Source organism: Micromonospora sp. NPDC000089 (genome assembly GCF_042899365.1).
Classification (GTDB): domain Bacteria; phylum Actinomycetota; class Actinomycetes; order Mycobacteriales; family Micromonosporaceae; genus Micromonospora.
The window spans coordinates 26,903-50,641 of sequence record NZ_JBIAZT010000019.1; the positions used below are offsets into that span (position 1 = coordinate 26,903).

The window sequence follows — 23,739 nt, forward strand, 5'->3', positions numbered from 1 at the left end:
AACACGCGGTCACGCGGAGCGCCGAGGCGTCAGCCAACGCGGACCGGGTACTGCCGCACCGCCGATCGGTCGGGGGCCGCATACTCGCGTTGACCAAGTCCGGGACCCGCGGAGGCGACCATGAGCACCAACACCCGCAACCGGGCCCGTAAGAAACACGGCCTGCGGGACTGGCTGCTTTCCGACATGTCCGAGCGGCCCACCCGCACCGAGGGGCCGTACGCGCGCCCTCCCGAGCAGCGCCACCACTCGTGGTGGAAGGTGATGTGCCTGACCGGGGTGGACTACTTCTCCACCCTCGGCTACCAGCCGGGCATCGCCGCACTGGCCGCCGGGGTGCTCTCCCCGGTCGCCACGCTGGTGCTGGTGCTGGTCACCCTCCTCGGCGCGCTGCCGGTCTACCGGCGGGTGGCGCACGACAGCCCGCACGGCGAGGGCTCGATCGCCATGCTGGTGAAGCTGCTGACCTACTGGCAGGGCAAGCTGTTCGTGCTGGTGCTGCTGGGCTTCGCCGCCACCGACTTCATCATCACCATCACCCTCTCGGCGGCCGACGCCACCGCCCACATCGACGAGAACCCGTTCTGGCCGGAGAGCCTCAAGGGTCACGAGGTGATCGTCACGCTGGTACTGGTGGCGCTGCTGGGGGCGGTGTTCCTGAAGGGCTTCGGCGAGGCGATCGGGATCGCGGTCGGGCTGGTCGGGGTCTACCTCGCGCTGAACGCGGTGGTGGTGGTCGACGCGCTCTGGCGGGTGGTCAGCCACCCGAGCACGGTCGAGGACTGGACGACGGCGCTGACCACCCAGCACGGTGACCCGTTGATGATGGTGGCGATCGCGCTGCTGGTCTTTCCCAAGCTCGCGCTCGGCCTCTCCGGCTTCGAGACCGGGGTCGCGGTGATGCCGCACATCAAGGGCGACCCGGACGACACGGAGGACAAGCCGACCGGGCGGATCCGCGGTGCCCGGCGGCTGCTCACCACCGCCGCCGTCATCATGAGCATCTTCCTCGTCACCAGCAGCGTCGCCACCACGGTGCTCATTCCCGCCGAGGCGTTCCAGGCGGGCGGACCGGCCAACGGGCGGGCGCTGGCCTTCCTGGCGCACCAGAACCTCGGCGAGGCGTTCGGCACCATCTACGACCTGTCGACGATCTTCATCCTGTGGTTCGCCGGCGCCTCGGCCATGGCCGGCCTGCTCAACCTCGTGCCCCGCTACCTCCCCCGGTACGGCATGGCCCCGGACTGGGCGCGGGCCGTGCGCCCCCTGGTACTGGTGTTCACCGCCGTCGCGTTCCTGATCACCGTCGTCTTCAAGGCCAGCGTCGACGCCCAGGGCGGCGCGTACGCCACCGGTGTGCTGGTGCTGATCACCTCGGCGGCGACCGCGGTGACGCTGTCCGCCCGGCACCGCCGGCAGCACGGGCTCACCGTCGCCTTCGGGATCATCGCGGTGGTCTTCGTCTACACCACCATCGCGAACGTCGTCGAACGGCCGGACGGGGTGAAGATCGCCGTCTGCTTCATCGGCGGGATCCTCGCCGTCTCGCTGCTGTCCCGGCTCTCCCGGGCGTTCGAGCTGCGGGTGAACACGGTCGAACTGGACCCGACCGCGCAGCGCTTCGTCACCGACTGCGCCCGGCGGCGGATCCGGCTGATCGCCCACGAGTCGGCCAGCCACGACGCCGCCGAGTACCGCGACAAGCTGGCACAGATCATCGCCGACAACGACTTCCCCGCGGACAGCGACGTGATCTTCGTCGAGGTGACCGTCACCGACCCGTCCGACTTCGAGACCGAACTGCACGTCACCGGCGCCGTGCTGCACGGCCGCTACCGGGTGCTACGGCTGGCGAGTTCCTCGGTGCCGAACGCGCTGGCCGCGCTGCTGCTGCACATCCGCGACCTGACCCACCGGCGGCCGCACATCTACTTCGAGTGGACCGAGGGGAATCCGGCCGGCAACTTCCTGCGCTACCTGATCTTCGGTCAGGGCGAGATCGCCCCGGTCACCCGGGAGATCCTCCGCCGCCAGGAGCCGCACCGCGCCCGCCGCCCGCACGTGCACGCCGGCTGAACGGGCCGGATGGCCCTGCGCCGGGCCGCTGGCCCGGGCGACGATCAAGGGGGTACGCGGGCAGCGACCCACGGTGGCGAGGAGGCGAGCAGTGGTGGACACCGACAAGGGCCCCACCCGGCGGCACCGGCACGCCCACCGGCCGCCGACCCTGGTCAACCGGGCGATGCTGGCGATCCTGCGGTCCCGGCGCTGGCACCGCCTGCTGGACGGCCAGCTCTGCGAGCTGCGCTACCGCGCCGCCGACGGCCGGTCGATCAGCCTGCCCGTCCTGTACGCGCCGGCGGACGACCGGTGGATCGTGCTCGTCGGCGACGCCTCGGACAAGCACTGGTGGCGGCACTTCCGCCGACCGGGGCCGGTGGAGGTGCGCCGGGGTGGCCGGACCCGCGCCGGGATCGGCCGGGTGCTGCCGTCGCCCGATCCGGCGTTCCGGGCGGCTGCGGAGGCGTACACCCGGCGGCACGGCGTGCCGGTCGGCCTCGACGATCAGGTGCTGGTGATCGACCTGGCGCCGGAGGGCGGCTCCTGACCGGCACGGACAGCCGACCGTCCCCACCGGCCGGCGGCGACCGGGCGGGCCGGCCGGTCAGGGGCGGTAGCGGTAGCCCATGCCCGGCTCGGTGATCAGGTGCCGAGGTCGGGCCGGATCGTCCTCCAGCTTGCGCCGCAGCTGGGCCATGTACTGCCGCAGGTAGTTCGTCTCGTGCTGGTACTCCGGCCCCCACACGTCGTGCAGCAGCTGCCGCTGGCTGACCAGCTTGCCCGGGTGGCGCAGCAGCTTCTCCAGCACGGCCCACTGGGTGGGGGTCAGCTTGACCTCCACCCCGTCGTCGCGGGTGACCGTCCGGTCGGCGAGGTCGACGGTGTGTCGGCCGATCCGCGCCGACGCCGTACCCGCCCCGGCGCCCTCGCCCGACGTGACAGCGAGGCGGCGGGTGACGGCACGGATCCGGGCGAGCAGCTCGTCGACGCCGAACGGCTTGGTGACGTAGTCGTCGGCGCCGGCGTCTAGGGCGGCCACCTTGTCCTCGCTGCCGGCCCGACCGGAGAGCACGATGATCGGCACGGCGGTCCAGCCCCGCAGCCCCCGGATCACCTCGACGCCGTCGATGTCGGGCAGGCCGAGGTCGAGCACCACCAGGTCCGGCGGGTGTGCGGCGGCGGTCTTCAGCGCGGCCCGGCCGGTGTCGGCGACCGCGACGTCGTACCCGCGGGCGCGCAGGTTGATCCGCAGGGCGCGCAGGATCTGCGGTTCGTCGTCGACGACCAGGACGCGGGTCACCGCTGCGCCCGCTCCGGGGCCGCGGGCAGCCGCAGCACCATGGTCAGCCCTCCGCCGGGGGTGGTCTCCGGGGTGATGCTGCCACCCATCGCCTCGACCAGCCCACGGGACAGCGCAAGCCCCAGCCCCACCCCGGTCTGGTTGTCCCGGTCGCCGAGGCGCTGAAACGGCAGGAAGACGTGCTCCCACTGGTCCTCGGGGATGCCCGGGCCGGTGTCGATGACCCGCAGCTCGACCTGCCCGGCGTGGGCACTCGCGGTGATGGTGGGCGGCTGCCCGGCCGGGCTGTGGCGCAGCGCGTTGGCCACGATGTTGACCAGCACCCGTTCCAGCAGACCCGGGTCCGCGGTGGCGGCGGGCAGGTCGGCGGGGATGTCGGTGGTGACGTCGGCCGCCGACGGCCCCAGCTCGTCCAGCGCCCGGGGTACGGCGTCCTCCAGGCCGATCGCGGTGGCCGCGACGCCGAGCGCGCCGGCCTGCAGCCGACTCATGTCGAGCAGGTTCGCCACCAGCCGGGCCAGCCGGTCCAGCGACTCGTCGGCGGTGGCCAGCAACTCCTCCCGGTCGTCGGCGTCGAACTCGACGTCGTGGCTGCGCAGGCTGCTCACCGCGGCCTTCGCCGACGCCAGCGGCGTACGCAGATCGTGGCTGACCGCGGCGAGCAGCGCGGTGCGCATCCGGTCGGCCTCGGCCAGCGGCCGGGCGGTGGCGGCCTCCTCGGCGAGGCGCTCCTGCCGGAGGGCGACGGCGGCCTGGGCGGCGAACGCCTCCACGAGGCGCCGGTCGGCGGCCTCCAACCGCCGGCCGCTGAGCACGACGGTGAGCCGGTCATCCACCGGTACCGCGGTCTCCCCCGCGCTGGGGCTGCACGCCGGACGTTCCCCGTCGCTGGCCACCAGCCGCCAGGCACCCTCCTCACGGGCCCGATCGGGCCGCCCCTCGGCGTCCGCGGCCAACTCCAGCACGCTCACCGCGCGCAGCCCGAAGGTCTCCCGGAGCCGGTCCAGCAGCGCCGGCAGCGGCCGTTCGCCACGCAGTACGCCGCCGGCGACGATGGCCAGGGTCTGCGCGTCGGCGGACGCCCGGGCCGCCTCCCGGGTCCGCCGTGCCGCGACGTCGACCACCCAGCTGACCGCGAGGGCGACGCCGACGAAGACGCCGAGGGCAAGGAGGTTGTCCGCCTCGGCGATGGTCAGCGTGTAGAAGGGCGGGGTGAAGAACCAGTTCAGCAGCAGGGAGCCGCCCAGCGCGGCGACCAGCGCGGGCCACAGCCCGCCGAGCAGCGCGACGCCGACCACGCCGGCCAGGAAGAGCAGGATGTCGTTGGTGAGGGTGAGGTCGGGCAGCGCCAGGAGCAGCAGGGTGAGCAGCGGCATGCCCAGCCCGGCGAGCGCGAAGCCGAGCAGCCGGCGGCGCCGGGACAGCGCTGCCGGGACGCCGACCGTCCGCCGTCCGCGCCCCGCCTGCTGATGGGTGACCAGGTGCACGTCGATCGGCCCGGACAGCGCCGTGGTGGTCACCCCGACGCCTCGGGCGAACAGCTGCGCGAACCGGCCGCGCCGGCTCGCACCGAGTACGAGTTGGGTGGCGTTGACGCCCTGGGCGAAGTCCAGCAGCGCCTTCGGCACGCCGGTGCCGAGCACTTGGTGGTACGTCCCGCCGAGGCTCTCCACCAGGATCCGCTGCCGGGCGAGCTGGGCGGGGTCGGCGCCGGCCAGGCCGTCGCTGCGGGTGACGTGCACGGCGAGCAGGTCGGCGCCCTTGCTGCGGGCGGCGATCCGGCCCGCCCGGCGGATCAGGGTGTCGCCCTCCGGGCCGCCGGTGAGCGCCACGACGACCCGTTCCCGGGCCTCCCAGGTGGCCGAGATACCCTGCTGGGCGCGGTACCGGTCGAGCTGGTCGTCGACCTTGTCGGCCAGCCAGAGCAGGGCCAGTTCCCGCAGCGCGGTGAGGTTGCCGACCCGGAAGTAGTTGCCGAGCGCGGCGTCGATCTTGTCGGGGCGGTAGATGTTGCCGTGCGCCATCCGGCGGCGCAGCGCCTCCGGGGTCATGTCGACCAGCTCGACCTGTTCGGCCGCGCGGACGATCTGGTCCGGGACGGTCTCCCGCTGCGTGGTGCCGGTGATCTGGGCGACCACGTCGTTGACCGACTCTAGGTGCTGCACGTTGACGGTCGACAGCACGCTGATGCCGGCGTCGAGCAGGTCCTGGATGTCCTGCCAGCGCTTCTCGTGTCGGGAACCGGGGACGTTGGTGTGCGCCAGCTCGTCCACCACCGCCACCTCGGGGCGTCGGGCGAGCAGCGCGTCGAGGTCCATCTCGGTGAAGTGGGCGCCCCGGTAGTCGAGCGCGCGGCGCGGGACCTGTTCCAGGTCGCCGATCATCGCGGCGGTGTGCGGACGACCGTGCGTCTCGACGAAGCCGATCACCACGTCGGTGCCGCGTTCGGCCCGCCGCTGGGCCTCCTCCAGCATCGCGTAGGTCTTCCCGACGCCGGGGGCGGCCCCGAGGTAGATGCGGAGTTCTCCCCTGGGCACGGAGACATCCTCTCTGATTTCCACCGGCCACCGGCCATCGGGCGGTTCGAGCCGCGCGGGCGGGACCACCTGCGGTGGGCCCGCCCGTCGGAAGGGGGGTCAGCTCTTCGGGAACTTCTCGTCCAGGGCGAGGTTGAGCTCGAGGACGTTCACCCCCGGCTCGCCCATGAAGCCCAGCGACCGGCCGGTCGTGTGCTCCTCGACGAGGGCCCGGACCGCGGCCGGGTCCGCGCCGCGCTCGCGCGCCACCCGGGCCACCTGGATCTCGGCGTACGCCGGACTGATGTGCGGGTCGAGGCCGCTGCCGCTGGCGGTGACCGCGTCGGCCGGTACGGCCGGCTCCGCCGGGGCGTCGCCCCGGACCGGCACGATCAGGCCGCCGGCGGCGACGTAGTCCTCGTCCGGCTTGGCCACCTCGACCGGCACGCCCTGCCACGAGGTGACGAACGGCGTGGCCGGGGCGACCTGGTTGACGCTGACCACCCGGGTGACCTGGCCGGTCAGCCCGTCGGCGCGGAACACGGCGAGCACCGCACCCACCCCCTCGGGGGTGCAGTACGGCCGGCGCCCGTCCACGCCGTCCAGCTCGCCGACCGCCTTGCTGCGGGCGCAGACCTGGGTGAGCAGGCTCTCGGAGGCGCTCTCCGGGTCGGTGGAGAGGGTGTCGACGACGCTCTCCGGGCCGAGGTTGCTGGCCGAGGTGGCGGTCGGGTCGTAGCCGTCGCCGGCGGCCGAGGGGCGGGACTGGAAGTAGCGCGGGACGGGGTTGCCGTCCGCGTCGGTGAAGTTCTGGCCGATCAACGCGCTGCCGACGGTCCTGCCGTCCACGGTGACCAGGGAGCCGTCCGCCTTTCCGGAGAGGCCGGGCAGCTTGCCGACGGCGACCAGGGCGAGCGGGTAGGCCAGCCCGAGCAGCACGGTGAAGACCAGCACCGCGCGCAGCGCGGCGAGGTGTTGGGAGAGCCAGCTGGGAAGGCGCATGTCAGATCCCCGGGATGAACTGGATGAGGAGGTCGATGAGCTTGATGCCGACGAACGGCACGATGATGCCGCCGAGCCCGTAGAGCAGCAGGTTGCGGCTCAACAGCTTGGAGGCGCTGGCCGGCCGGTACCGCACGCCTCGCAGGGCGAGCGGGATCAGCGCGACGATGACGATCGCGTTGAAGATGACCGCGGCGAGGATCGCCGACTCCGGGCTGGCCAGCCGCATGACGTTCAGCGCGTCCAGGCTCGGGTAGATCCCGGCGAACATCGCCGGGATGATCGCGAAGTACTTCGCGATGTCGTTGGCGATGGAGAACGTCGTCAGCGCGCCCCGGGTGATCAGGAGCTGCTTGCCGATCTCCACGATCTCGATCAGCTTGGTCGGGTCGGAGTCGAGGTCGACCATGTTGCCGGCCTCCTTGGCGGCCGACGTGCCGGTGTTCATGGCGACTCCGACGTCGGCCTGGGCGAGCGCCGGAGCGTCGTTGGTGCCGTCGCCGGTCATCGCGACCAGCCGGCCGCCCTCCTGCTCCTTGCGGATCAGGGCGAGCTTGTCCTCCGGGGTGGCCTCGGCGAGGAAGTCGTCGACGCCGGCCTCGTCCGCGATCGCCTTGGCGGTACGCGGGTTGTCACCGGTGATCATCACGGTCCGGATGCCCATCCGGCGCATCTCGTCGAACCGCTCCCGCATGCCGGACTTGACCACGTCCTTCAGGTGGATCACGCCGAGCGCGCGGGCCGGCTCGCCGGCGACGTGCTCGGCGACCACCAGCGGGGTGCCGCCGATGCCGCTGATCTCGTCGACGATCTGCCCGACCTGCTCGGTGGGGTGGCCGCCGTTCTCGCGTACCCACTTCATGACCGCGGCCGCGGCGCCCTTGCGGACCTGCCGGGCCGACCCGTCGTCGGCCGTCAGGTCGACACCGCTCATCCGGGTCTGGGCGGTGAACGGCACGAAGGTGGCGTGCGGCATGAGCCCGGGCTCGCGCTCGCGCAGCCCGAACTCGTTCTTGGCGAGCACCACGACCGAACGGCCCTCGGGGGTCTCGTCGGCGAGGCTGGACAGCTGCGCGGCGTCGGCGACGTCGGCCGCGGTCAGCCCCTCCACCGGGACGAACTCGGCGGCCTGCCGGTTGCCCAGGGTGATCGTGCCGGTCTTGTCGAGCAGCAGCGTGTTGACGTCCCCGGCCGCCTCGACCGCCCGACCGCTCATGGCCAGCACGTTGCGCTGCACCAGGCGGTCCATGCCGGCGATGCCGATCGCCGACAGCAGCGCCCCGATGGTGGTCGGGATCAGGCAGACCAGCAGCGACACCAGCACCACACCGGTGACGCCGGCGTCGGTGATCGCCCCGCTGTCCGGTGCGGCCGCCTGGTAGCCCTTGGAAAAGATCGCCAATGGCTGGAGCGTGACCACGGCCAGCAGGAAGATGATGGTCAGCGCGGCGAGCAGGATGTTCAGCGCGATCTCGTTCGGGGTCTTCTGCCGGTTGGCGCCCTCGACCAGGGCGATCATCCGGTCGATGAAGCTCTCCCCCGGCTTCTGGGTGATCTTCACGACGATCCGGTCGGAGAGCACCTTCGTACCGCCGGTGACCGCGCTGCGGTCGCCGCCGGACTCCCGGATCACCGGCGCGGATTCACCGGTGATGGCCGACTCGTCCACGCTGGCGATGCCCTCGACCACGTCGCCGTCGCCCGGGATGATGTTGCCGGCCTCGACCAGCACGAAGTCGCCCTGCTTGAGCGCCGGCGCGGGGACCGCCTCGTCGCGGTACCTGTTCGCGGCGGCGCCCGGCGTCCAGCCGACCAGCCGGGTGGCGATGGTGTCCTTCTTCGCCTGCCGCAACGTGGCGGCCTGCGCCTTGCCCCGGCCCTCGGCAACCGCCTCGGCCAGGTTGGCGAAGAGCACGGTCAGCCAGAGCCAGATCGCGATCAACCAGGCGAAGACCGAGGGGTCGGTCACCGCGAGGACGGTGGTGAAGGCGGCGCCGATCTCGACGATCAGCATCACCGGGTTGCGCCACAGGGTGCGCGGGTCGAGCTTGCGTAGCGCGTCCGGCAGGGACCGGAGCAGCTGCTTCGGGTCGAGCAGCCCGCCGCCGACGCGGTTGCCCTGGGTGGCGGGGGTGCCGGCGGTGGGCGCTTCGCCGTCGCCGGGTGTCACGGACGTGACGGTCATGTCGTTCTTCCTCATGGTGGTCACAGCCCCTCAGCGAGGGGGCCGAGCGCGAGGGCGGGCAGGAAGGTCAGCGCGACGAGGATCACCGTGACGCCGACGACCATGCCGACGAAGAGCGGTCGATGGGTCGGCAGGGTGCCCTCGGAGGCCGGGGTGGGCCGCTGGCGGGCGAGCGAACCGGCCAGGGCGAGCACGAAGATGATCGGCAGGAACCGGCCGAGCAGCATGCACAGGCCGAGCGCGGTGTTCCACCAGGGCGTGTTCACGGTGATGCCGGCGAACGCGGAGCCGTTGTTGTTGCTCGCCGAGGTGAACGCGTAGAGCACCTCGGAGAGGCCGTGCGGGCCGGTGTTCAGCGCGGTGGAGTTGTTCCCGGTCGCGAACGCCGCCGCCGTGCCGGCCAGCACCAGCGTCGGCGTGATCAGGAAGTACAGCGAGGCGAACTTGATCTCGCGGGAGCCGATCTTCTTGCCCAGGTACTCCGGGGTCCGCCCGACCATCAGGCCGGCCACGAAGACGGTGATCACCGCCAGGATCAGCAGGCCGTAGAGGCCGGATCCGACACCACCGGGCGCGACCTCGCCGAGCATCATGTTGCCCAGCAGCATCCCGCCGCCGAGCGCGGTGTACGAGTCGTGGAACGAGTTGACCGCGCCGGTGGAAGTGAGCGTGGTGGCCGCGGCGAAGGTGGCCGAGTTCGACACGTCGAACCGCACCTCCTTGCCCTCGAGGGCCGCGCCGACCGCCTGCGGCACCGTGCCGTGCCCGGCCAGCTCGAAGACGTTGGTCAGGGTGATGCTGGCCAGGGCGAGGATCGCCATGACCGCGGCGATCGCGTAGCCCTGCCGGTGCTGGCCGACCATCCGGCCGAAGAGCCGGGGCAGGCTGAACGGGATGAGCAGGATCAGGAAGATCTCCAGCCAGTTCGTCCAGGTCGTCGGGTTCTCGAACGGGTGGGCGCTGTTGACGTTGTAGAAGCCGCCGCCGTTGGTGCCCAGCTCCTTGATCACCTCTTGGCTGGCGACCGGCCCGCCGGTGATGGTCTGGGTGCCGCCGGTCAGGGTGGTCACGTCGGTGCCGGCCGAGAGGTTCTGCACCGCGCCGCCGATCATGAGTGCCAGGGCGCCGAGCACCGCGATCGGCAGCAGGATCCGCAGCGTGATCCGGGTCAGGTCGACCCAGAAATTGCCCAGCTCGCCGGTGCGGCTGCGGGCGAAGCCCCGCACGAGGGCCACCGCCACGGCGATGCCGACCGCGGCGGAGGCGAAGTTCTGCACCGCCAGGCCGGCCATCTGCACCAGGTGGCCCATGGTCGACTCACCCGAGTACCACTGCCAGTTCGTGTTGGTCACGAACGACACCGCCGTGTTCCAGGCGCCGTGCGGCACGACGGGGTCGAAGCCCAGGGAGAGCCAGAGGTGATTCTGCAGGCGCTGGAACGCGTACAGAAACAGGATGGAGACGGCCGAGAAGGCCAGCACGCTGCGGGCGTACACGCCCCAGGACTGCTCGGCCGCGGGGTTGACGCCGACCAGGCGGTAGATGCCCCGCTCGACCCGGGACTGCCGGGTGCCGGAGACCACCCGGAACATGTAGTCGCCGAAGGGCTTGTAGACCGCGACCAGGGCCACGATCAGGGACAGGACGAAGATGACACCGGCTGTCGTCATGGTCATCAGAAGCGCTCCGGGAAGAGCAGGGCCACGACCAGGAACACACCCAGGCCGATCGCCAGCACCAGGCCGACGGCGTTGACGGCGCTCACAGCTTCTCCACGCCCCTCACCACGAGGGCGAGGACCGCGAACAGCCCCACCGTCACCAGCACGAACACCACGTCAGACACCGCTGACTCCCCTTACCGACCAGTCGTCACGACCGCCTGCCGGCCGCGCCGGGCAATCAAAGCTCCGCCGCTGCCGGAAGGACAGGGGCTATAACGCGACCATGACGGGGACCCGTCGTTTCTTGACGCGCCTTTAACAGGGGTCGACCAATCGGGTGAACGGGGTCACAGCGGGGCGTTCAGCCGCCGGAGCCCCAGGACGGCAGGATCGGCGGAAGATCCGCCAGCATCGCCGCCGACCGCCGAGCCTGGCCGGGCCGGGCCGGCTCGTCCGGCAGACGGCGTCCGTACTGGTCCGGCAGGAGGCCCCAACCGCGCAGCGGGCGCGGGGCCCCGGGCGCCACCGGGCATGCCTCGTCAGCCGGACGGACCGTGCACAGGTGGGTCCAGTCCGCGCCGAGGTCGAACAGGTAGGCGAACGAGTCACCGGGGCGCAGCAGGTCCAGCCGACAGGACCGGCCGTCGAGGGTGCCGGGGAACGCCGGACCGTCGCGCCACGCCGACCAGCTCAGCTCCACCTGACCGGGCAGCACGAACATCCGCAGGTGGCCCAGGTCCCAGCGGCCGAAGGCGACGTCGATCGCCTCGGCCAGCTCGGCGAAGGTGTGTGCGGCACCGGCCGCGAATACGCGACCCGGGCGCGGCCACCAGTCCTGGCCACGCCCGGTCACCAGCTCTACCGTCACCGCCAGACCGGCCCCGCCGGCCGTTCCGCCGGCCGGGCCGGGCACGCCGGCCGGGCCAGCCGGGCCGGTGCCGCCCCGCTGGCCGTCGGTGGGTGCGGTCGTACCGTCCGGCTCACTCCACACGGGTGCCGCCGGCCGGGTCGTCCGGCGGTGCCACCACGGCGCCGTCCTGGGCCATCGGGCCATCGGGACGGGTCGCCCCGGCCATGTACCGATAACCGGCACCGAGGGCCGCCGCGAACGGGATCACCATCGCGTACGACCAGGCCTCGCCGCCGCCGGTCAGCTCACCGAACCGGTGCGCCAGGAACCCGACGTAGGTGGCCATGGCCAGTGCCGTCACCGCGACGACCGCCCGCAGGTCCGCCACCCGCGCCGCATACACCCCGGCGGCGACCGCGACGAGGAGCGCCCGCGTCGGCAGGTCACCGGCCGGGACGGCCGCCGCCGCCAGCAGCGCCGTGCCGGCCACCACCACCCAGCCGACCGCCACGCTGACCCCGGTCGGGGTCGGCTCCCCGTACCTCGCGGTTCGCTGATCTCGTACGACAGTCACGGCACGCCTCCGGCGACGCGAGGCCCGCACCTCGGGCCTCCCGAGGCCATATCAGCTCTGCCCGGCCCTGCCCGTCGATGACTTTCACGCAGTCGCTACGAGGGGCGGGCGATTCTTGACGCGACCTTGACAGCATTTTCACGCCGCCCGGGCGGGCGGTCGGTCTCCGGCCGTCCGGCCCCGCGTCAAGGACGCGTCACAATTGCGCCGGCGCGCGTCAACGTCGCGTAGCGGAGCCGCTGACCCGAACGGCGGAGGCGCACATTCGGGCCCATGCCTGCTGTCATCGACCCGGTCGATCCGGAGCCCGACGAACGCGTCGCCTGGTACGCCCGGCCACCCCGCCGACCCCGGCCCCGGCGGACCGCCCGCTCCGGTTCCGGCACGGACCGGCTGACCGTGCTCGGCGGCCTGGCCGCCCTCTCTCTGGACGCGATGGCCTCGGTGGCCTACGGACCGGAGGCGATCGTCCTGGTGCTGGCCGCCGCGGGCGGGGTGGGCCTGGGGTTCACGTTGCCGGTCACGCTGAGCATCGCCGGGCTCCTCGCCGTGCTGGTGCTCTCCTACCGCCAGGTCATCGCAGCCTTCCCCGACGGCGGCGGCGCGTACGCGGTGGCGAAACGGCACCTGTCCCGACGGACCAGCCTGGTGGCCGCAGCCTCGCTGGTGGTGGACTACGTGCTCAACGTGGCCGTCTCCGTCGCCGCCGGGGTGGCCGCGCTGACCTCGGCGTTCCCGGCGCTGCTGCCGTACACCGTCGAGCTGTGCCTGGCGGTGCTCGCGCTGATCACCGCGGTGAACCTGCGCGGCATCGCGGCGAGCGCGCGGGTGTTCGTCGTGCCGACGGCGATCTTCGTCGGCGCCATCCTCACCGTGATCGCGGTCGGCCTGCTCAGTGACGCGCCGCCGGTCGCCGACACGGCCGCCCCGGCTGCCGGCCCGATCCAGGCGGTCGGTGCGCTGCTGCTGCTCAAGGCGTTCGCCAACGGTTGCGCCGCGCTGACCGGGGTGGAAGCCATCGCCAACGCGGTGCCGTCGTTCCGCGAGCCGGCCGTCCGCCGGGCGCAGCGGGCGGAGGTGGCGCTCGGCGCGCTGCTCGGTGTGATGCTGATCGGCCTCGCCACGCTGATCAGCCGGTTCCAGATCCGGCCCGTCGAGGGCGTGACGGTGCTGGCCCAGCTCACGGATGCCACCCTCGGCCACGGCATCGGCTTCTATCTGGTGCAGTTCGCCACCATGGTGCTGCTGGCGCTGGCCGCCAACACGTCGTTCGGCGGACTGCCGACGCTGGCCAAGCTGCTCGCGGAGGACAACTACCTGCCGCACGTATTCGCGCTGCGTGCCCGCCGCCAGGTCTACCGGTACGGGGTGCTGGTGCTCGCCGCGGTCGCCGCGGTGCTGCTGGCCGCTTCGCGGGGACAGGTGAACACGCTGGTGCCGCTCTTCGCCATCGGCGTCTTCGTCGGCTTCACCATCGCCCAGTACGGCATGGTGCGGCACTGGCTGGAGACGCGGGGCCGGGGCTGGCGGTGGAAGCTCGCGCTCAACGGGCTCGGCACCCTGCTCACCTTCGCCGCCGCCATCGTCACCACGGCCAGCAAGCTGACCGAGGGCGCCTGGCTGATCGTGATCGCCCTGCCTCTGCTGGTGCTGGGCTTCGAGCGGGTGCACCGCGCGTACCGGCGCTTCGGCGCCACCCTCGGGCTCGGCCGGATCCCCGCGCCGCCCCGGCCCGGTCCGTCGGTGGTCGTCGTACCGGTCGGCGGGGTCTCCGAGCTGACCCGCCGGGCGCTGGACGCCGCGCTCTCCCTCGGCGACGAGGTCACCGCCGTGCACGTCACGTACGCCGACGACCCGGGCCCGGCCGCGACCCGCTTCCGGGACGCCTGGGAGGCGTGGCACCCCGACGTGCCGCTGACGGTGGTCGCATCGACGGACCGCGACCTCGGCCGGCCGCTCGTCGATCACCTGCGGGAGCGGTACGCCGGCCGGCACGTCTTCGTGATCATCCCCGAGGTCGAACCGGCCCGCCGGTGGGAGCGGCTGCTGCGCAACAACCGCGGGGTCGTGCTGGAACGCGCGGTGCGCCGGCACAGCGACGCCGTGGTCTGCCGGATGCGCTTCCCGGTGCCCGCAGCTCGCGCCCCGCTGGCCCCGGCGGCGGCGCGAAGCGGTGTGTGAGCAGAGCACCGCAGCGGTTACGATGCGGCGCGAGGCGTGGCTGGGGACGGATGCCGCCGTACGGGGGCCCGGCATCGCGGGGCCGCCAGGTCTCGCCCCTGCGCCGGAGCGCCACCCGTCCGACGGAGGAACCGATGTACCGCGCCGTGCCGACCCAGGTCGACCTGCCCGCGCTCGAGCACCAGGTGCTCGACTTCTGGCAGGCCGAGCGGATCTTCGCCCGCAGCCTGGAGCGGTCCGCCGGCCGCCCGGAGTGGGTGTTCTACGAGGGGCCGCCGACGGCCAACGGGATGCCGGGCGCCCACCACATCGAGGCGCGGGTGTTCAAGGACGTCTTCCCGCGCTACCGGACGATGAAGGGCTTCCACGTCGCCCGCAAGGCCGGCTGGGACTGCCACGGCCTGCCGGTCGAGCTGGCCGTGGAGAAGGAGCTCGGCTTCACCGGCAAGCAGGACATCGAGCGGTACGGCATCGCCGAGTTCAACGCCCGCTGCCGCGCCTCCGTCACCCGGCACACCGACGCCTTCGCCCAGCTCACCGAGCGGATGGGCTACTGGGTCGACATGGCCGACGCGTACCGGACGATGGATCCGGAGTACGTCGAGTCGGTCTGGTGGTCGCTGAAGCGGATCTTCGACCGCGGGCTGCTGGTCGAGGACTTCCGGGTGGCGCCCTGGTGCCCGCGGGACGAGACCGGGCTGTCCGACCACGAGCTGGCCCAGGGCTACGAGATAGTCGTCGACCCATCCGTGTACGTCCGCTTCCCGCTCACCTCCGGCCCGCTGGCCGGCCGGGCGGCCCTGCTGGTCTGGACCACCACCCCGTGGACGCTGCCGTCGAACGTGGCGGTGGCGGTGCACCCGGACGTGACGTACGTGGTGGCCACCGACGGCACCGAGCAGCTGGTGGTGGCCGAGCCGCTGCTGGCCCAGGCGCTCGGCGAGGGCTGGGAGCCGACCGGCGAGACGTTCGCCGGCAAGGAGCTGGAGCGCTGGGCCTACCGCGCCCCGTTCGACCTGGTCGAGGTGGCCGACGCGCACCTCGTCGTGCTGGCCGGGTTCGTCACCACCGACAGCGGCACCGGGCTGGTGCACCAGGCGCCGGCATTCGGCGCGGACGACCTGGCCACCGCCCGGGCGTACGGGCTGCCGATGGTCAACCCGGTGCGGTCCGACGGCCGGTTCGCCCCGGAGGTCCCGCTGGTCGGTGGGCTGTTCTTCAAGGACGCCGACCGTCCGCTCGTCGCGGACCTCGACGCCCGCGGCCTGCTGTTCCGCCACGTCCCGTACGAGCACAGCTATCCGCACTGCTGGCGCTGCCACACCGCGCTGATCTACTACGCCCAGCCCTCCTGGTACGTCCGGACCACCGCGGTGAAGGACGCGCTGCTGCGCGAGAACGAGCGCACCACCTGGCAACCGGAGACCGTGAAGCACGGCCGGTTCGGCGACTGGCTCACCAACAACGTCGACTGGGCGCTGTCCCGGCGGCGCTACTGGGGCACCCCGCTGCCCATCTGGCGGTGCGCCGAGGGGCACCTGACCTGCGTCGGCTCGCTGGCCGAGCTGAGCGAGCTGACCGGCACGGACGTGACCGGGCTGGACCCGCACCGGCCGTACATCGACGAGGTGGCCTTCGCCTGCCACTGCGGCGCCGAGGCCCGCCGGGTGCCCGAGGTGATCGACGCCTGGTACGACTCGGGCGCGATGCCGTTCGCTCAGTTCGGCTACCCGTACCGCAACGCGGAGCTGTTCGAGCGGCGGTACCCGGCGCAGTTCATCTCCGAGGCGATCGACCAGACCCGGGGCTGGTTCTACACCCTGATGGCGGTCGGCACGCTGGTGTTCGACCGCTCGGCGTACGAGACGGTGGTCTGCCTGGGGCACATCCTGGCCGAGGACGGCCGGAAGATGTCCAAGCACCTGGGCAACATCCTGGAGCCGATCCCGCTGATGGACCAGCACGGCGCGGACGCGGTGCGCTGGTTCATGGCCGCCGTCGGCTCGCCCTGGTCGGCGCGGCGGGTCGGGCACACCGCGCTGCAGGAAGTGGTCCGCAAGGTCCTCCTGACGTACTGGAACACGGCCGCCTTCCAGAGCCTGTACGGGCGTACCGCCGGGTGGTCGCCGTCGGCGGCGGACCCGGCGCCGGCGGACCGGCCGGTGCTGGACCGGTGGTTGCTGTCCGAGCTGCACACCCTGGTCCGGCAGGTGGACGCGGCGATGGCCGGCTTCGACACCCACCAGGCCGGCCGGCTGCTCGCCACCTTCGTCGACGACCTGTCCAACTGGTACGTCCGGCGCAGCCGGCGGCGGTTCTGGCGGGGTGACCGGGCGGCGCTGGCCACCCTGCACGAGGCGCTGCACACGCTCACCCTGCTGCTGGCGCCGCTGACCCCGTTCATCACCGAGCGGGTGTGGCAGGACCTGGTCGTGCCGGTGACCCCGGACGCGCCGCCGTCGGTGCACCTGGCCGACTACCCGGTCGCCGACGAGGCGCTGATCGATCCGGCGCTGTCGTCCCGGATGGCGCTGGTGCGCCGGCTGGTCGAGCTGGGCCGGGCCGCCCGCGCGGAGTCGGAGATGAAGGTCCGCCAGCCGCTGGCCCGGGCGTTGGCCTCGGCGAACGGCTTCGCGGAGCTCGGCCCGGAGCTGCTCGCCGAGATCGCCGCCGAGCTGAACGTCGGGTCGGTGGAGGCGGTCGACGCGGCCGGCGGCTCGCTGGTGGACGTCACCGCGAAGGCGAACTTCCGTACCCTCGGCCGGCGGTTCGGCAAGGCGGTGCAGCAGGTCGCGGCGGCCGTCGCCGGGGCGGACGCCGCCGCCTTGGCGCAGGCCCTGCGGGACACCGGCACGGCGACCCTGCTGGTCGGCGACGAGCAGATCGCGCTCGGCCCGGACGAGGTGGTGATCGTCGAGACGCCCCGCGAAGGGTGGGCGGTGACCAGCGACGCGGGCACCACCCTCGCGCTGGACCTGCACCTCACCCCCGAGCTGCGCCGGGCCGGGGTGGCCCGGGACGCGATCCGGCAGGTCCAGGAGGCGCGCAAGGCCAGCGGGCTGGAGGTGACCGACCGGATCGTGCTGCGCTACCGGGCCAACCGGGAGGAGACCGCGCTGGCGCTGACCGAGCACCACGACCTGGTCGCCGAGGAGGTGCTGGCGGCCGACTGCGCGGCCGGTGAGCCGGCCTGGGCGGACCCGACGCCGTTCACCGACGACGCGCTGGGCCTGACCTTCTGGCTCCGCCGGGACTGACCGCGCGTCGACCGCCCGGCGGGCGGCGATGCTACCGCCGGGGCCGGGGGCGCCGGTGCCGATCCGGTGTACGACCACCCGGCGGCGGCGTCCCGGTCTAGCGTCGGCGGTGGCGAACCGAGGGAGGCCGGCATGTTCGACGATTTCGCGACCGGCGCCGAGCGCGTCGTGGCGGTGCCCCGATCCGGTTACGAGCTGCACGCCCGGGTGACCGACGGCGACGGCGTGCCGATCGTGCTGATGCACGGCTTTCCGGACAGCCTGCGCCTCTACGACGAGGTGACCCCGCTGCTGCGCGGTCGCCCGGTGGTGCGCTTCGACTTCCTCGGCTGGGGGCGGTCGGACAAGCCGGCGGGGTACCCGTACACCGCGGACAACCAGACCGGCGACCTGGCGGCCGTGGTCGACCAGCTGGGGTACGACCGGGTGGTGCTGGTCGCCCACGACGCCTCCGGCCCACCCGCGATCGACTGGGCGCTGGAACATCCGCACCGGGTGGCGGCGCTGGTGCTGCTGAACACCTACTACCACCCGATGGCCGGGTTGCGCCGGCCGCCGGCGATCGCGCTCTACTCGACGCCGGGCCTGCGGGTGCTGACCCGGGCCGCGGTGCGTCGCTGGCCGGAGCTGAACCGCCGGCTGTTCCAGTGGCAGGTCGGCCGGTTCATCCGCGACTCCCGCCGTCGTGGCCCGGTGGTGGCCCGGCTCTACGAGCAGTTCGACGCGGCGCGGCCGGCCTTCGAGCGGCTCAACGACGACCTGCTCGGCACCATCGTCGCGCGCCGCCGCCGGGTCGCCGACCTGCGGCGCTTCGACCGTCCGGTACGGGTGGTCTTCGGCGCCCGGGACCGCTATCTCAACCCGGGGGTGGCCCGTCGGTTCGCCGCCGCCTTCCCGCACGCCGACCTGCACCTGCTGCCGGACGCCGGGCACTACGTCCAGGTGGACGCGCCGGAGCGGACCGCCGAGCTGGTGCTGACCGCCGGCCGGCCGCAACCGGCGGTCGCCCGGGCCGGTCGGCCGGGGTAGCCGGGCGGCATCGCGACCCGACCGGCGCGGAACACGGGAGCCCGCGCCGGGTTCACCACGTCGGCACCCGTCCACTGTGGTCCGGACGTGGTGGAGGCCGCCGGGAAGTCCCGACGGCCTCCACCTGTCAGCTCCGAGAAGCTCGACCAGAGAATCAGCCGAGCAGCGCCAGGATCTGGTTGAGCCTTTCCGGCCGGTGTCGAGATCGGCCGGCTGGCTCCGAGGTACCGGTGACCGGTCGGCCGACCGCGCCGACGGCAGACGGAGGACGGACATGAACGACATCGACAGCGACACCGTGGTCGCGCCGAGCGAGGAGCTGCGCCGGCTGGGCCGGCTGGTCGGCACCTGGCGGCTGACCGGCGAGGCCGAGGGCACCGTGCGGTACGAGTGGCTGACCGGCGGCTTCTTCCTGCTCCAGCACGTCGACCTGGTGCACGGCGGCAACCACGTGGTCGGCCTGGAGGTGATCGGGCACGACCGCCCGTTCGGCCAGCCGCCGGGCGAGGTCGTCAGCTCCCGGTTCTACGGCTCCACCGGGGACACCCTGAGCTACGTGTACGAGTTCGACGGCGACGTGCTGGTGATCTGGGGCGGCGAGAAGGGCTCGCCCGCATTCTGCCGCACCGAATTCGGCGCCGACGGCAATACGATGGCCAGCAGCTGGGTCTATCCGGGCGGCGGCTACCGCACCACCGCCGCCCGGGTGCCCGAAGGGGGTGGGACGCGATGAAGTACCTGCTGCTGGCGTACACGCAGCTGGCGGAGTGGGACACGGTCGACGTGACCAGCGCCGAGTTCCAGGACATGTGCCGCTTCTACGCGGACCTGACCGACGAGCTGACCGCCTCGGGTGAGCTGGTGCTGACCGAGGGGCTGGCCCATCCCTCGCTGACCCGGACGGTACGGCCCGCCGCCGACACGCCCGCGCCGGTCGCCCTGGACGGCCCGTTCGCCGAGGCGAAGGAGGTGCTGGTCAGCTTCGCCATCCTGGACACCACCGGGCACGAGCGGGCCAGCGACATCGCCGCCCGGATCGTCGCCGCGACCGGTGACACGGTGGAGATCCGCCCGGTGCTGACCGGCGGCGCCGCGGGCGAGATGGCCGGCGGCTGAGGACGGTGCGCGCCGACGCCCCGGTGGACCTGCTGCGGGAACTGACGCCGCAGGTCCTCGGGGCGCTGGTCCGCCGGTACGGGCACTTCGAGACGGCCGAGGACGCCGTCCAGGAGGCGCTGCTGGTCGCCGCCGAACGCTGGCCCCGGGAGGGGGTGCCGGCCGACCCGCGCAGCTGGCTCGTCCGGGTCGCCTCGCGCCGCCTGATCGACCTGCTCCGCGCCGAGCAGGCCCGGCGCGACCGCGAGGCGCGCGAGGCGACCGCGCTCCCGCTCGACCGGGCGTACGCCCCGGCCGCGGACACCGGGCCGCCGGTCGACGACTCCCTGCTGCTGCTCTTCCTCTGCTGCCACCCGGCCCTCCCCGTCCCGGCCCAGGTCGCGCTGACCCTGCGGGCGGTGGGTGGGCTGAGCACCGCCGAGATCGCACGCGCGTTCCTCGTCCCCGAGCCCACGATGGCGCAACGGATCAGCCGGGCGAAGAGCCGGATCCGCGCCTCCGGGCTGGGCTTCCGCACGCCGCCGCCGCGGGAGGCGGCGGCACGGTCGGGCGCGGTGCTCCAGGTGCTCTACCTGATCTTCAACGAGGGGTACACCGGCGCCGGGCGGCCGGAGCTGTGCACCGAGGCGATCCGGTTGGCCCGGCTCGCGCACCGACTGCTGCCGGACGACGGTGAGGTCACCGGCCTGTTGGCGCTGATGCTGCTCACCGACGCCCGGCGGGCCGCCCGCAGCGCGCCGGACGGCACCCTGGTCCCGCTGGCGGAGCAGGACCGGCGGCGCTGGGACCGGGCGGCGATCGACGAGGGCGTCGCCCTGCTGACCCATGCGATGAGCGGGTCCCGGCCGGGCCCGTACCAGTTGCAGGCCGCGATCGCCGCGGTGCACTCCGAGGCGGCCGACCTGGACGACACCGACTGGCCGCAGATCCTCGGGCTCTACCACCTGCTCGAGGCGCTCACCGGCAACCCGGTGGTGGCGTTGAACCGGGTGGTGGCCGAGGCGATGGTGCGCGGCCCCCGCATCGGGCTGGCCCGGCTGGCGGAGTTGGCGACCGACGACCGGCTGCGCCGGCACCACCGGCTGGACGCCGTCCGGGCGCACCTGCTCGACCTGGCCGGTGACGCCGAGGCCGCCCGGGCGGCGTACCTGGCCGCGGCCCGCGGCGCGACCAGCGCGCCGGAGCAGCGCTACCTCAGGGCGAGGGCGAGCGCACCACGGCCGGCCGCGGCGATGCCGCGCCTCGGCGGTTGAGCCGCCGGGCGCCGCGTGCGCGGTCGAGCCGTCGGGATCGGACGGGCGGTCAGCTGGGCAGCTCGCGCCAGGCGGAACTGCCGCCGCGCCAGGCACCGGCCAGAATGGTCGCCGCGCTGCGGCTCGGGCACTCCTGCACCTTCGACTGCCCGTAGGCGCCGCCGATCTGCGCCTGCACTTCCCAGCGGCTGCCATCGGTGCGGATGTACACGTCGCGGCGCCCGCGGGCCGACGTGTCCCCGTTCCACCAGTGCTTCTCGACCATCACAAGCCGACGGTATCTCAACCGGACCCGGGCGGGAACTCGGCGGTAAGCGGGGATCGACGCCCGTCACCGCAGGCGTGACGCCCCGACAGCGGCTCGTCACCGACCGTATGAATAATGCGGCACTGAGGCACGAACAACCGACCCCGGCACGACGACGACACCACGGACCGGTCACCTCGGGTCGCGGCCCTGCTTAGCGCGGCGCGCGGGCGGGTAAGCCAGAATCATGGGACAACTGCGCACGTCGCCGCCACCGCCGCAGGCCACCGAGCTGCGGCGCTGGGAGCTGGCCGACCCGGCCGACCTGCGCGGCCTGCGCGCGTCCCTGCAGAAGGAGCTGGCCGGCGAGCACGGCGACGCGGCCGAGGAGCTGGCCGAGACCCCCGACCTGGTCGTCCTGGTCGCCACCGAGCTGGCCACCAACGCGCTCAAGCACGGCCGGCCACCGACCATCGTCCGTCTGCTGGTCGCCGAGGACCGGTTCATCCTCGACGTGGCCGACCACGACCTGAGCACCGTTCCGGAGCTGGCCGACACCCGGCCGCTCGGCGCGGGTGGCCGGGGCCTGCAGATCGCCATGGCGGTCTCCCTCGACGTCGGCTGGTACGCCACCGAGACCACCAAGAACATCTGGGCGGCGTTCCCCCGCACATGAGGTCGCCCTCGCCGGTCGCCCCCGCGTAGGGTCGGGCGGAGGCCCGTCGAGGAGGCGCCGATGACCGAACGGGAAGCGCTCCGCGGGCTCCTGCTGTCGTCCCAGCACGCCCGCCCGGAGGACCTGCCCGCGCTGGCCCGCCGGACGGCCGGCCGGCTGGGCGCCACCGACATGATCCTCTACCTGGTCGACCACGAGCAGCGCGAGCTGCTGCCGATGCGGGACGGGCGGACCCCGGACCGGGACGTGCTCGCCGTCGACGGCACGATGGCCGGCCGGGCGTACTCGGTCATGCGACCGCTGGCGGCGGAGGGCGGGCCCGGCGCGGCCCGGCTCTGGGTGCCGGTGCTGGACGGCCTGGAACGGATGGGGGTCGTCGAGGTCGTCTCGGCCGAGCCGATCCCGGAGCACCGCTACACCGAGTTCCAGGTCAGCGCCTCGCTGCTGGCCGAGCTGGTGGTGACCCGGGCGCTGTACAGCGACACCGTCGAGCGGGTCCGCCGGCGCGCCCCGATGCGGCTGGCCGCCGAGATGCTCCGGGCCCAGTTGCCGCCGCTGACCTTCTCCACCGGCAGCCTGACCATCAGCGGGGTGCTGGAGCCGAGCTACGACGTGGGCGGGGACGCGTTCGACTACGCGGTCAACGGCGACACCGCCCACCTGGCCCTCTTCGACGCGGTCGGCCACGGCTCGCAGGGCGGGATGCGGGCGGTGATGCTGGCCAGCCTGGCGCTGGCCGCGTACCGCAACGCCCGGCGGGCCGGGATGGAGCTGGCCACCACCTACCACCACATCGACACCGCGGTTCGCGACCATGACCAGCGGGGGCTGATCACCGGGGTGCTCGCGGAGCTGGACCAGCGGACCGGCCGGTTGCGGATGATCTCGGCCGGCCACCCGGGCGGGGTGGTGCTGCGCAACGGCCGGGTGGCCAGCGTGCTGCCCACCCCCACCGCGCTGCCGGTGACCCTCGGAACGCTGCGCGAACCGGTGGTCGTCGAGGAGTCGCTGGAGCCCGAGGACGACGTGCTCTTCTACACCGACGGGATCGTCGAGGCGCGCTCCCCGGCGGGTGAGCCGTTCGGCGTGGACCGGCTGATCGACTTCACCCTGCGCTCACTCGCCGACGACCTGCCGCTGCCCGAGACCGCCCGCCGGCTGGTGCACGCCATCCTCACCTTCCAGGACGACAAGCTCCGCGACGACGCCACCCTGCTGCTGGTGCGCTGGCACGGCGCCGGCGACTGACCCCCGGCCGCGCCGGGCGCCGGGCTCGGCCGCGCCGAGCGTCAGCGCTGGCCGGCGGCGGCGGGCGTGTCGCCCCAGACGGCCTTCGCGCCGGATTCGCCGACCCGGTAGACCTGCACCAGGTTGGCCACCCCGATCAGCACCGCCAGCACCGCGACGACCACGCCGACCGCGCCGGGTCGGGTCGGGGCCGGCCGCTCGGCGGCCGCCGCCCTCCGGTGCAGCCAGACCAGGGCGACCGCCACCGCGAGCAGGGGCAACGCGAACCAGAGCACGGTGTCGCCGAGCTCGGCGTGCCGACCCGGGTCGCCGACCCGCCGTTCCAGACCCTCCCCGCTGGAGGTGGCCAGCGGGACCGCCGCGGTGGCCACCGCGGCCACCGCGGCCACCAGGATGCCGAAGCGTCCCCGCCAGGACGGCCGGACGGCGAGCGCGATCACGCCGAGCGCGGCCAGCGGCAGCAGGACGACCACGGCGTGCACCACGAGCGGGTGCAGGGGCAGTCCGTTGATGGTGTCGGGCACGGCCTTCTCCTCGGTGTCGGTGCGACGCTCCGCGGCAACGGTGCCCGTCGTTTCTTG

Annotated in this window: 20 protein-coding genes; 10 read left to right on the forward strand and 10 right to left on the reverse strand. The window is 73.3% G+C overall.

Translation table 11 applies throughout. The annotated features are described in order from the left end of the window. Positions 1-120: 120 nt before the first annotated feature. Both ACFY3U_RS25245 and ACFY3U_RS25250 read left to right on the forward strand, forming a co-directional pair. Entirely contained in the window at positions 121-2,076 is a 1,956-nt protein-coding gene (locus ACFY3U_RS25245) for an amino acid transporter (RefSeq protein ID WP_387206036.1), read from the forward strand. A 94-nt stretch (positions 2,077-2,170) separates the two neighbouring features. Then, the gene (locus ACFY3U_RS25250) at positions 2,171-2,608 is read left to right on the forward strand and encodes a hypothetical protein (protein WP_387206038.1); all 438 of its coding nucleotides are present in this window, start codon (positions 2,171-2,173) and stop codon (positions 2,606-2,608) included. 57 nt (positions 2,609-2,665) lie between these two features. Here the strand turns inward: ACFY3U_RS25250 and ACFY3U_RS25255 are convergent, their stop codons facing one another. From ACFY3U_RS25255 to ACFY3U_RS25290, 8 genes are all read right to left on the reverse strand, one after another. Continuing rightward, a complete protein-coding gene (locus ACFY3U_RS25255; RefSeq protein WP_387206040.1) occupies positions 2,666-3,361 on the reverse strand; it encodes a response regulator in 696 nt (231 codons plus the stop codon). After that, entirely contained in the window at positions 3,358-5,898 is a 2,541-nt protein-coding gene (locus ACFY3U_RS25260; RefSeq protein ID WP_387206042.1) for a DUF4118 domain-containing protein, read from the reverse strand. The genes ACFY3U_RS25255 and ACFY3U_RS25260 overlap by 4 nt, the downstream gene beginning before the upstream one ends. Before the next feature lie 99 nt (positions 5,899-5,997). Further along, positions 5,998-6,879 (reverse strand): potassium-transporting ATPase subunit C, encoded by an 882-nt coding sequence (locus ACFY3U_RS25265; RefSeq protein WP_387206043.1) that lies wholly within the window; start codon positions 6,877-6,879, stop codon positions 5,998-6,000. A gap of 1 nt (position 6,880) precedes the next feature. After that, positions 6,881-9,064: a potassium-transporting ATPase subunit KdpB gene (kdpB, locus tag ACFY3U_RS25270; protein WP_387206045.1), complete on the reverse strand. Its 2,184-nt coding sequence runs from the start codon at positions 9,062-9,064 to the stop codon at positions 6,881-6,883. A gap of 20 nt (positions 9,065-9,084) precedes the next feature. Then, positions 9,085-10,740, reverse strand: coding sequence for a potassium-transporting ATPase subunit KdpA (gene kdpA, locus ACFY3U_RS25275; RefSeq protein ID WP_387206047.1), 1,656 nt, complete (start codon positions 10,738-10,740; stop codon positions 9,085-9,087). Further along, positions 10,740-10,829: a K(+)-transporting ATPase subunit F gene (gene kdpF / locus ACFY3U_RS25280; protein WP_036343797.1), complete on the reverse strand. Its 90-nt coding sequence runs from the start codon at positions 10,827-10,829 to the stop codon at positions 10,740-10,742. The genes kdpA and kdpF overlap by 1 nt, the downstream gene beginning before the upstream one ends. Before the next feature lie 259 nt (positions 10,830-11,088). Beyond that, complete coding sequence (locus ACFY3U_RS25285) at positions 11,089-11,580, reverse strand: hypothetical protein (RefSeq protein ID WP_387206049.1); 492 nt, start codon at positions 11,578-11,580, stop codon at positions 11,089-11,091. A 127-nt stretch (positions 11,581-11,707) separates the two neighbouring features. Next, a complete protein-coding gene (locus ACFY3U_RS25290) occupies positions 11,708-12,151 on the reverse strand; it encodes a hypothetical protein (RefSeq protein ID WP_387206051.1) in 444 nt (147 codons plus the stop codon). Between the two features lie 273 nt (positions 12,152-12,424). On the opposite strand from ACFY3U_RS25290, the gene ACFY3U_RS25295 reads away from it, so the two are divergent. The 6 genes from ACFY3U_RS25295 (at position 12,425) to ACFY3U_RS25320 (ending at position 20,987) form a co-directional block, all read left to right on the forward strand. After that, positions 12,425-14,332, forward strand: a complete 1,908-nt coding sequence (locus ACFY3U_RS25295; RefSeq protein WP_387206052.1) for an APC family permease — start codon at positions 12,425-12,427, stop codon at positions 14,330-14,332. Between the two features lie 134 nt (positions 14,333-14,466). Continuing rightward, positions 14,467-17,589 carry an isoleucine--tRNA ligase gene (gene ileS, locus ACFY3U_RS25300; RefSeq protein ID WP_387206054.1) on the forward strand — a complete coding sequence of 1,041 codons (3,123 nt, stop codon included), beginning with the start codon at positions 14,467-14,469 and terminating at the stop codon, positions 17,587-17,589. 132 nt (positions 17,590-17,721) lie between these two features. Next, positions 17,722-18,618, forward strand: coding sequence for an alpha/beta fold hydrolase (locus ACFY3U_RS25305; RefSeq protein ID WP_387206056.1), 897 nt, complete (start codon positions 17,722-17,724; stop codon positions 18,616-18,618). Between the two features lie 274 nt (positions 18,619-18,892). After that, on the forward strand, positions 18,893-19,351 hold the full coding sequence (locus tag ACFY3U_RS25310; protein ID WP_387206058.1) for a hypothetical protein: 459 nt from the start codon (positions 18,893-18,895) through the stop codon (positions 19,349-19,351). After that, positions 19,348-19,734 (forward strand): YciI family protein, encoded by a 387-nt coding sequence (locus ACFY3U_RS25315; RefSeq protein ID WP_387206060.1) that lies wholly within the window; start codon positions 19,348-19,350, stop codon positions 19,732-19,734. The genes ACFY3U_RS25310 and ACFY3U_RS25315 overlap by 4 nt, the downstream gene beginning before the upstream one ends. Further along, positions 19,731-20,987 (forward strand): RNA polymerase sigma factor, encoded by a 1,257-nt coding sequence (locus ACFY3U_RS25320; RefSeq protein ID WP_387206166.1) that lies wholly within the window; start codon positions 19,731-19,733, stop codon positions 20,985-20,987. The genes ACFY3U_RS25315 and ACFY3U_RS25320 overlap by 4 nt, the downstream gene beginning before the upstream one ends. Before the next feature lie 49 nt (positions 20,988-21,036). On the opposite strand, the gene ACFY3U_RS25325 is transcribed toward ACFY3U_RS25320, so the two are convergent. Then, positions 21,037-21,252, reverse strand: coding sequence for a hypothetical protein (locus tag ACFY3U_RS25325; protein WP_387206168.1), 216 nt, complete (start codon positions 21,250-21,252; stop codon positions 21,037-21,039). 229 nt (positions 21,253-21,481) lie between these two features. Between ACFY3U_RS25325 and ACFY3U_RS25330 the strand changes: the two genes are divergently transcribed. Together ACFY3U_RS25330 and ACFY3U_RS25335 are read left to right on the forward strand one after the other, a co-directional pair. Continuing rightward, complete coding sequence (locus tag ACFY3U_RS25330; RefSeq protein ID WP_387206062.1) at positions 21,482-21,910, forward strand: ATP-binding protein; 429 nt, start codon at positions 21,482-21,484, stop codon at positions 21,908-21,910. Positions 21,911-21,970: 60 nt separating this feature from the next. Continuing rightward, a complete protein-coding gene (locus ACFY3U_RS25335) occupies positions 21,971-23,158 on the forward strand; it encodes a PP2C family protein-serine/threonine phosphatase (protein ID WP_387206064.1) in 1,188 nt (395 codons plus the stop codon). 41 nt (positions 23,159-23,199) lie between these two features. Here ACFY3U_RS25335 and ACFY3U_RS25340 read toward each other — a convergent pair whose 3' ends face one another. Continuing rightward, entirely contained in the window at positions 23,200-23,682 is a 483-nt protein-coding gene (locus ACFY3U_RS25340) for a DUF2231 domain-containing protein (RefSeq protein ID WP_387206066.1), read from the reverse strand. Positions 23,683-23,739: the final 57 nt, after the last annotated feature.

What these genes read in the sequence shown, in the direction of transcription:
- ACFY3U_RS25265 (WP_387206043.1), bottom strand. Translation starts at nt 6,879, where the DNA reads ATGCGCCTTCCCAGCTGGCTCTCCCAACACCTCGCCGCGCTGCGCGCG.
- ACFY3U_RS25305 (WP_387206056.1), top strand. Translation starts at nt 17,722, where the DNA reads ATGTTCGACGATTTCGCGACCGGCGCCGAGCGCGTCGTGGCGGTGCCC.
- ACFY3U_RS25245 (WP_387206036.1), top strand. Translation starts at nt 121, where the DNA reads ATGAGCACCAACACCCGCAACCGGGCCCGTAAGAAACACGGCCTGCGG.
- kdpB (WP_387206045.1), bottom strand. Translation starts at nt 9,064, where the DNA reads ATGACCGTCACGTCCGTGACACCCGGCGACGGCGAAGCGCCCACCGCC.
- ACFY3U_RS25330 (WP_387206062.1), top strand. Translation starts at nt 21,482, where the DNA reads ATGGGACAACTGCGCACGTCGCCGCCACCGCCGCAGGCCACCGAGCTG.
- ACFY3U_RS25310 (WP_387206058.1), top strand. Translation starts at nt 18,893, where the DNA reads ATGAACGACATCGACAGCGACACCGTGGTCGCGCCGAGCGAGGAGCTG.
- ileS (WP_387206054.1), top strand. Translation starts at nt 14,467, where the DNA reads ATGTACCGCGCCGTGCCGACCCAGGTCGACCTGCCCGCGCTCGAGCAC.
- ACFY3U_RS25295 (WP_387206052.1), top strand. Translation starts at nt 12,425, where the DNA reads ATGCCTGCTGTCATCGACCCGGTCGATCCGGAGCCCGACGAACGCGTC.
- ACFY3U_RS25325 (WP_387206168.1), bottom strand. Translation starts at nt 21,252, where the DNA reads ATGGTCGAGAAGCACTGGTGGAACGGGGACACGTCGGCCCGCGGGCGC.
- ACFY3U_RS25315 (WP_387206060.1), top strand. Translation starts at nt 19,348, where the DNA reads ATGAAGTACCTGCTGCTGGCGTACACGCAGCTGGCGGAGTGGGACACG.
- ACFY3U_RS25335 (WP_387206064.1), top strand. Translation starts at nt 21,971, where the DNA reads ATGACCGAACGGGAAGCGCTCCGCGGGCTCCTGCTGTCGTCCCAGCAC.
- kdpA (WP_387206047.1), bottom strand. Translation starts at nt 10,740, where the DNA reads ATGACCATGACGACAGCCGGTGTCATCTTCGTCCTGTCCCTGATCGTG.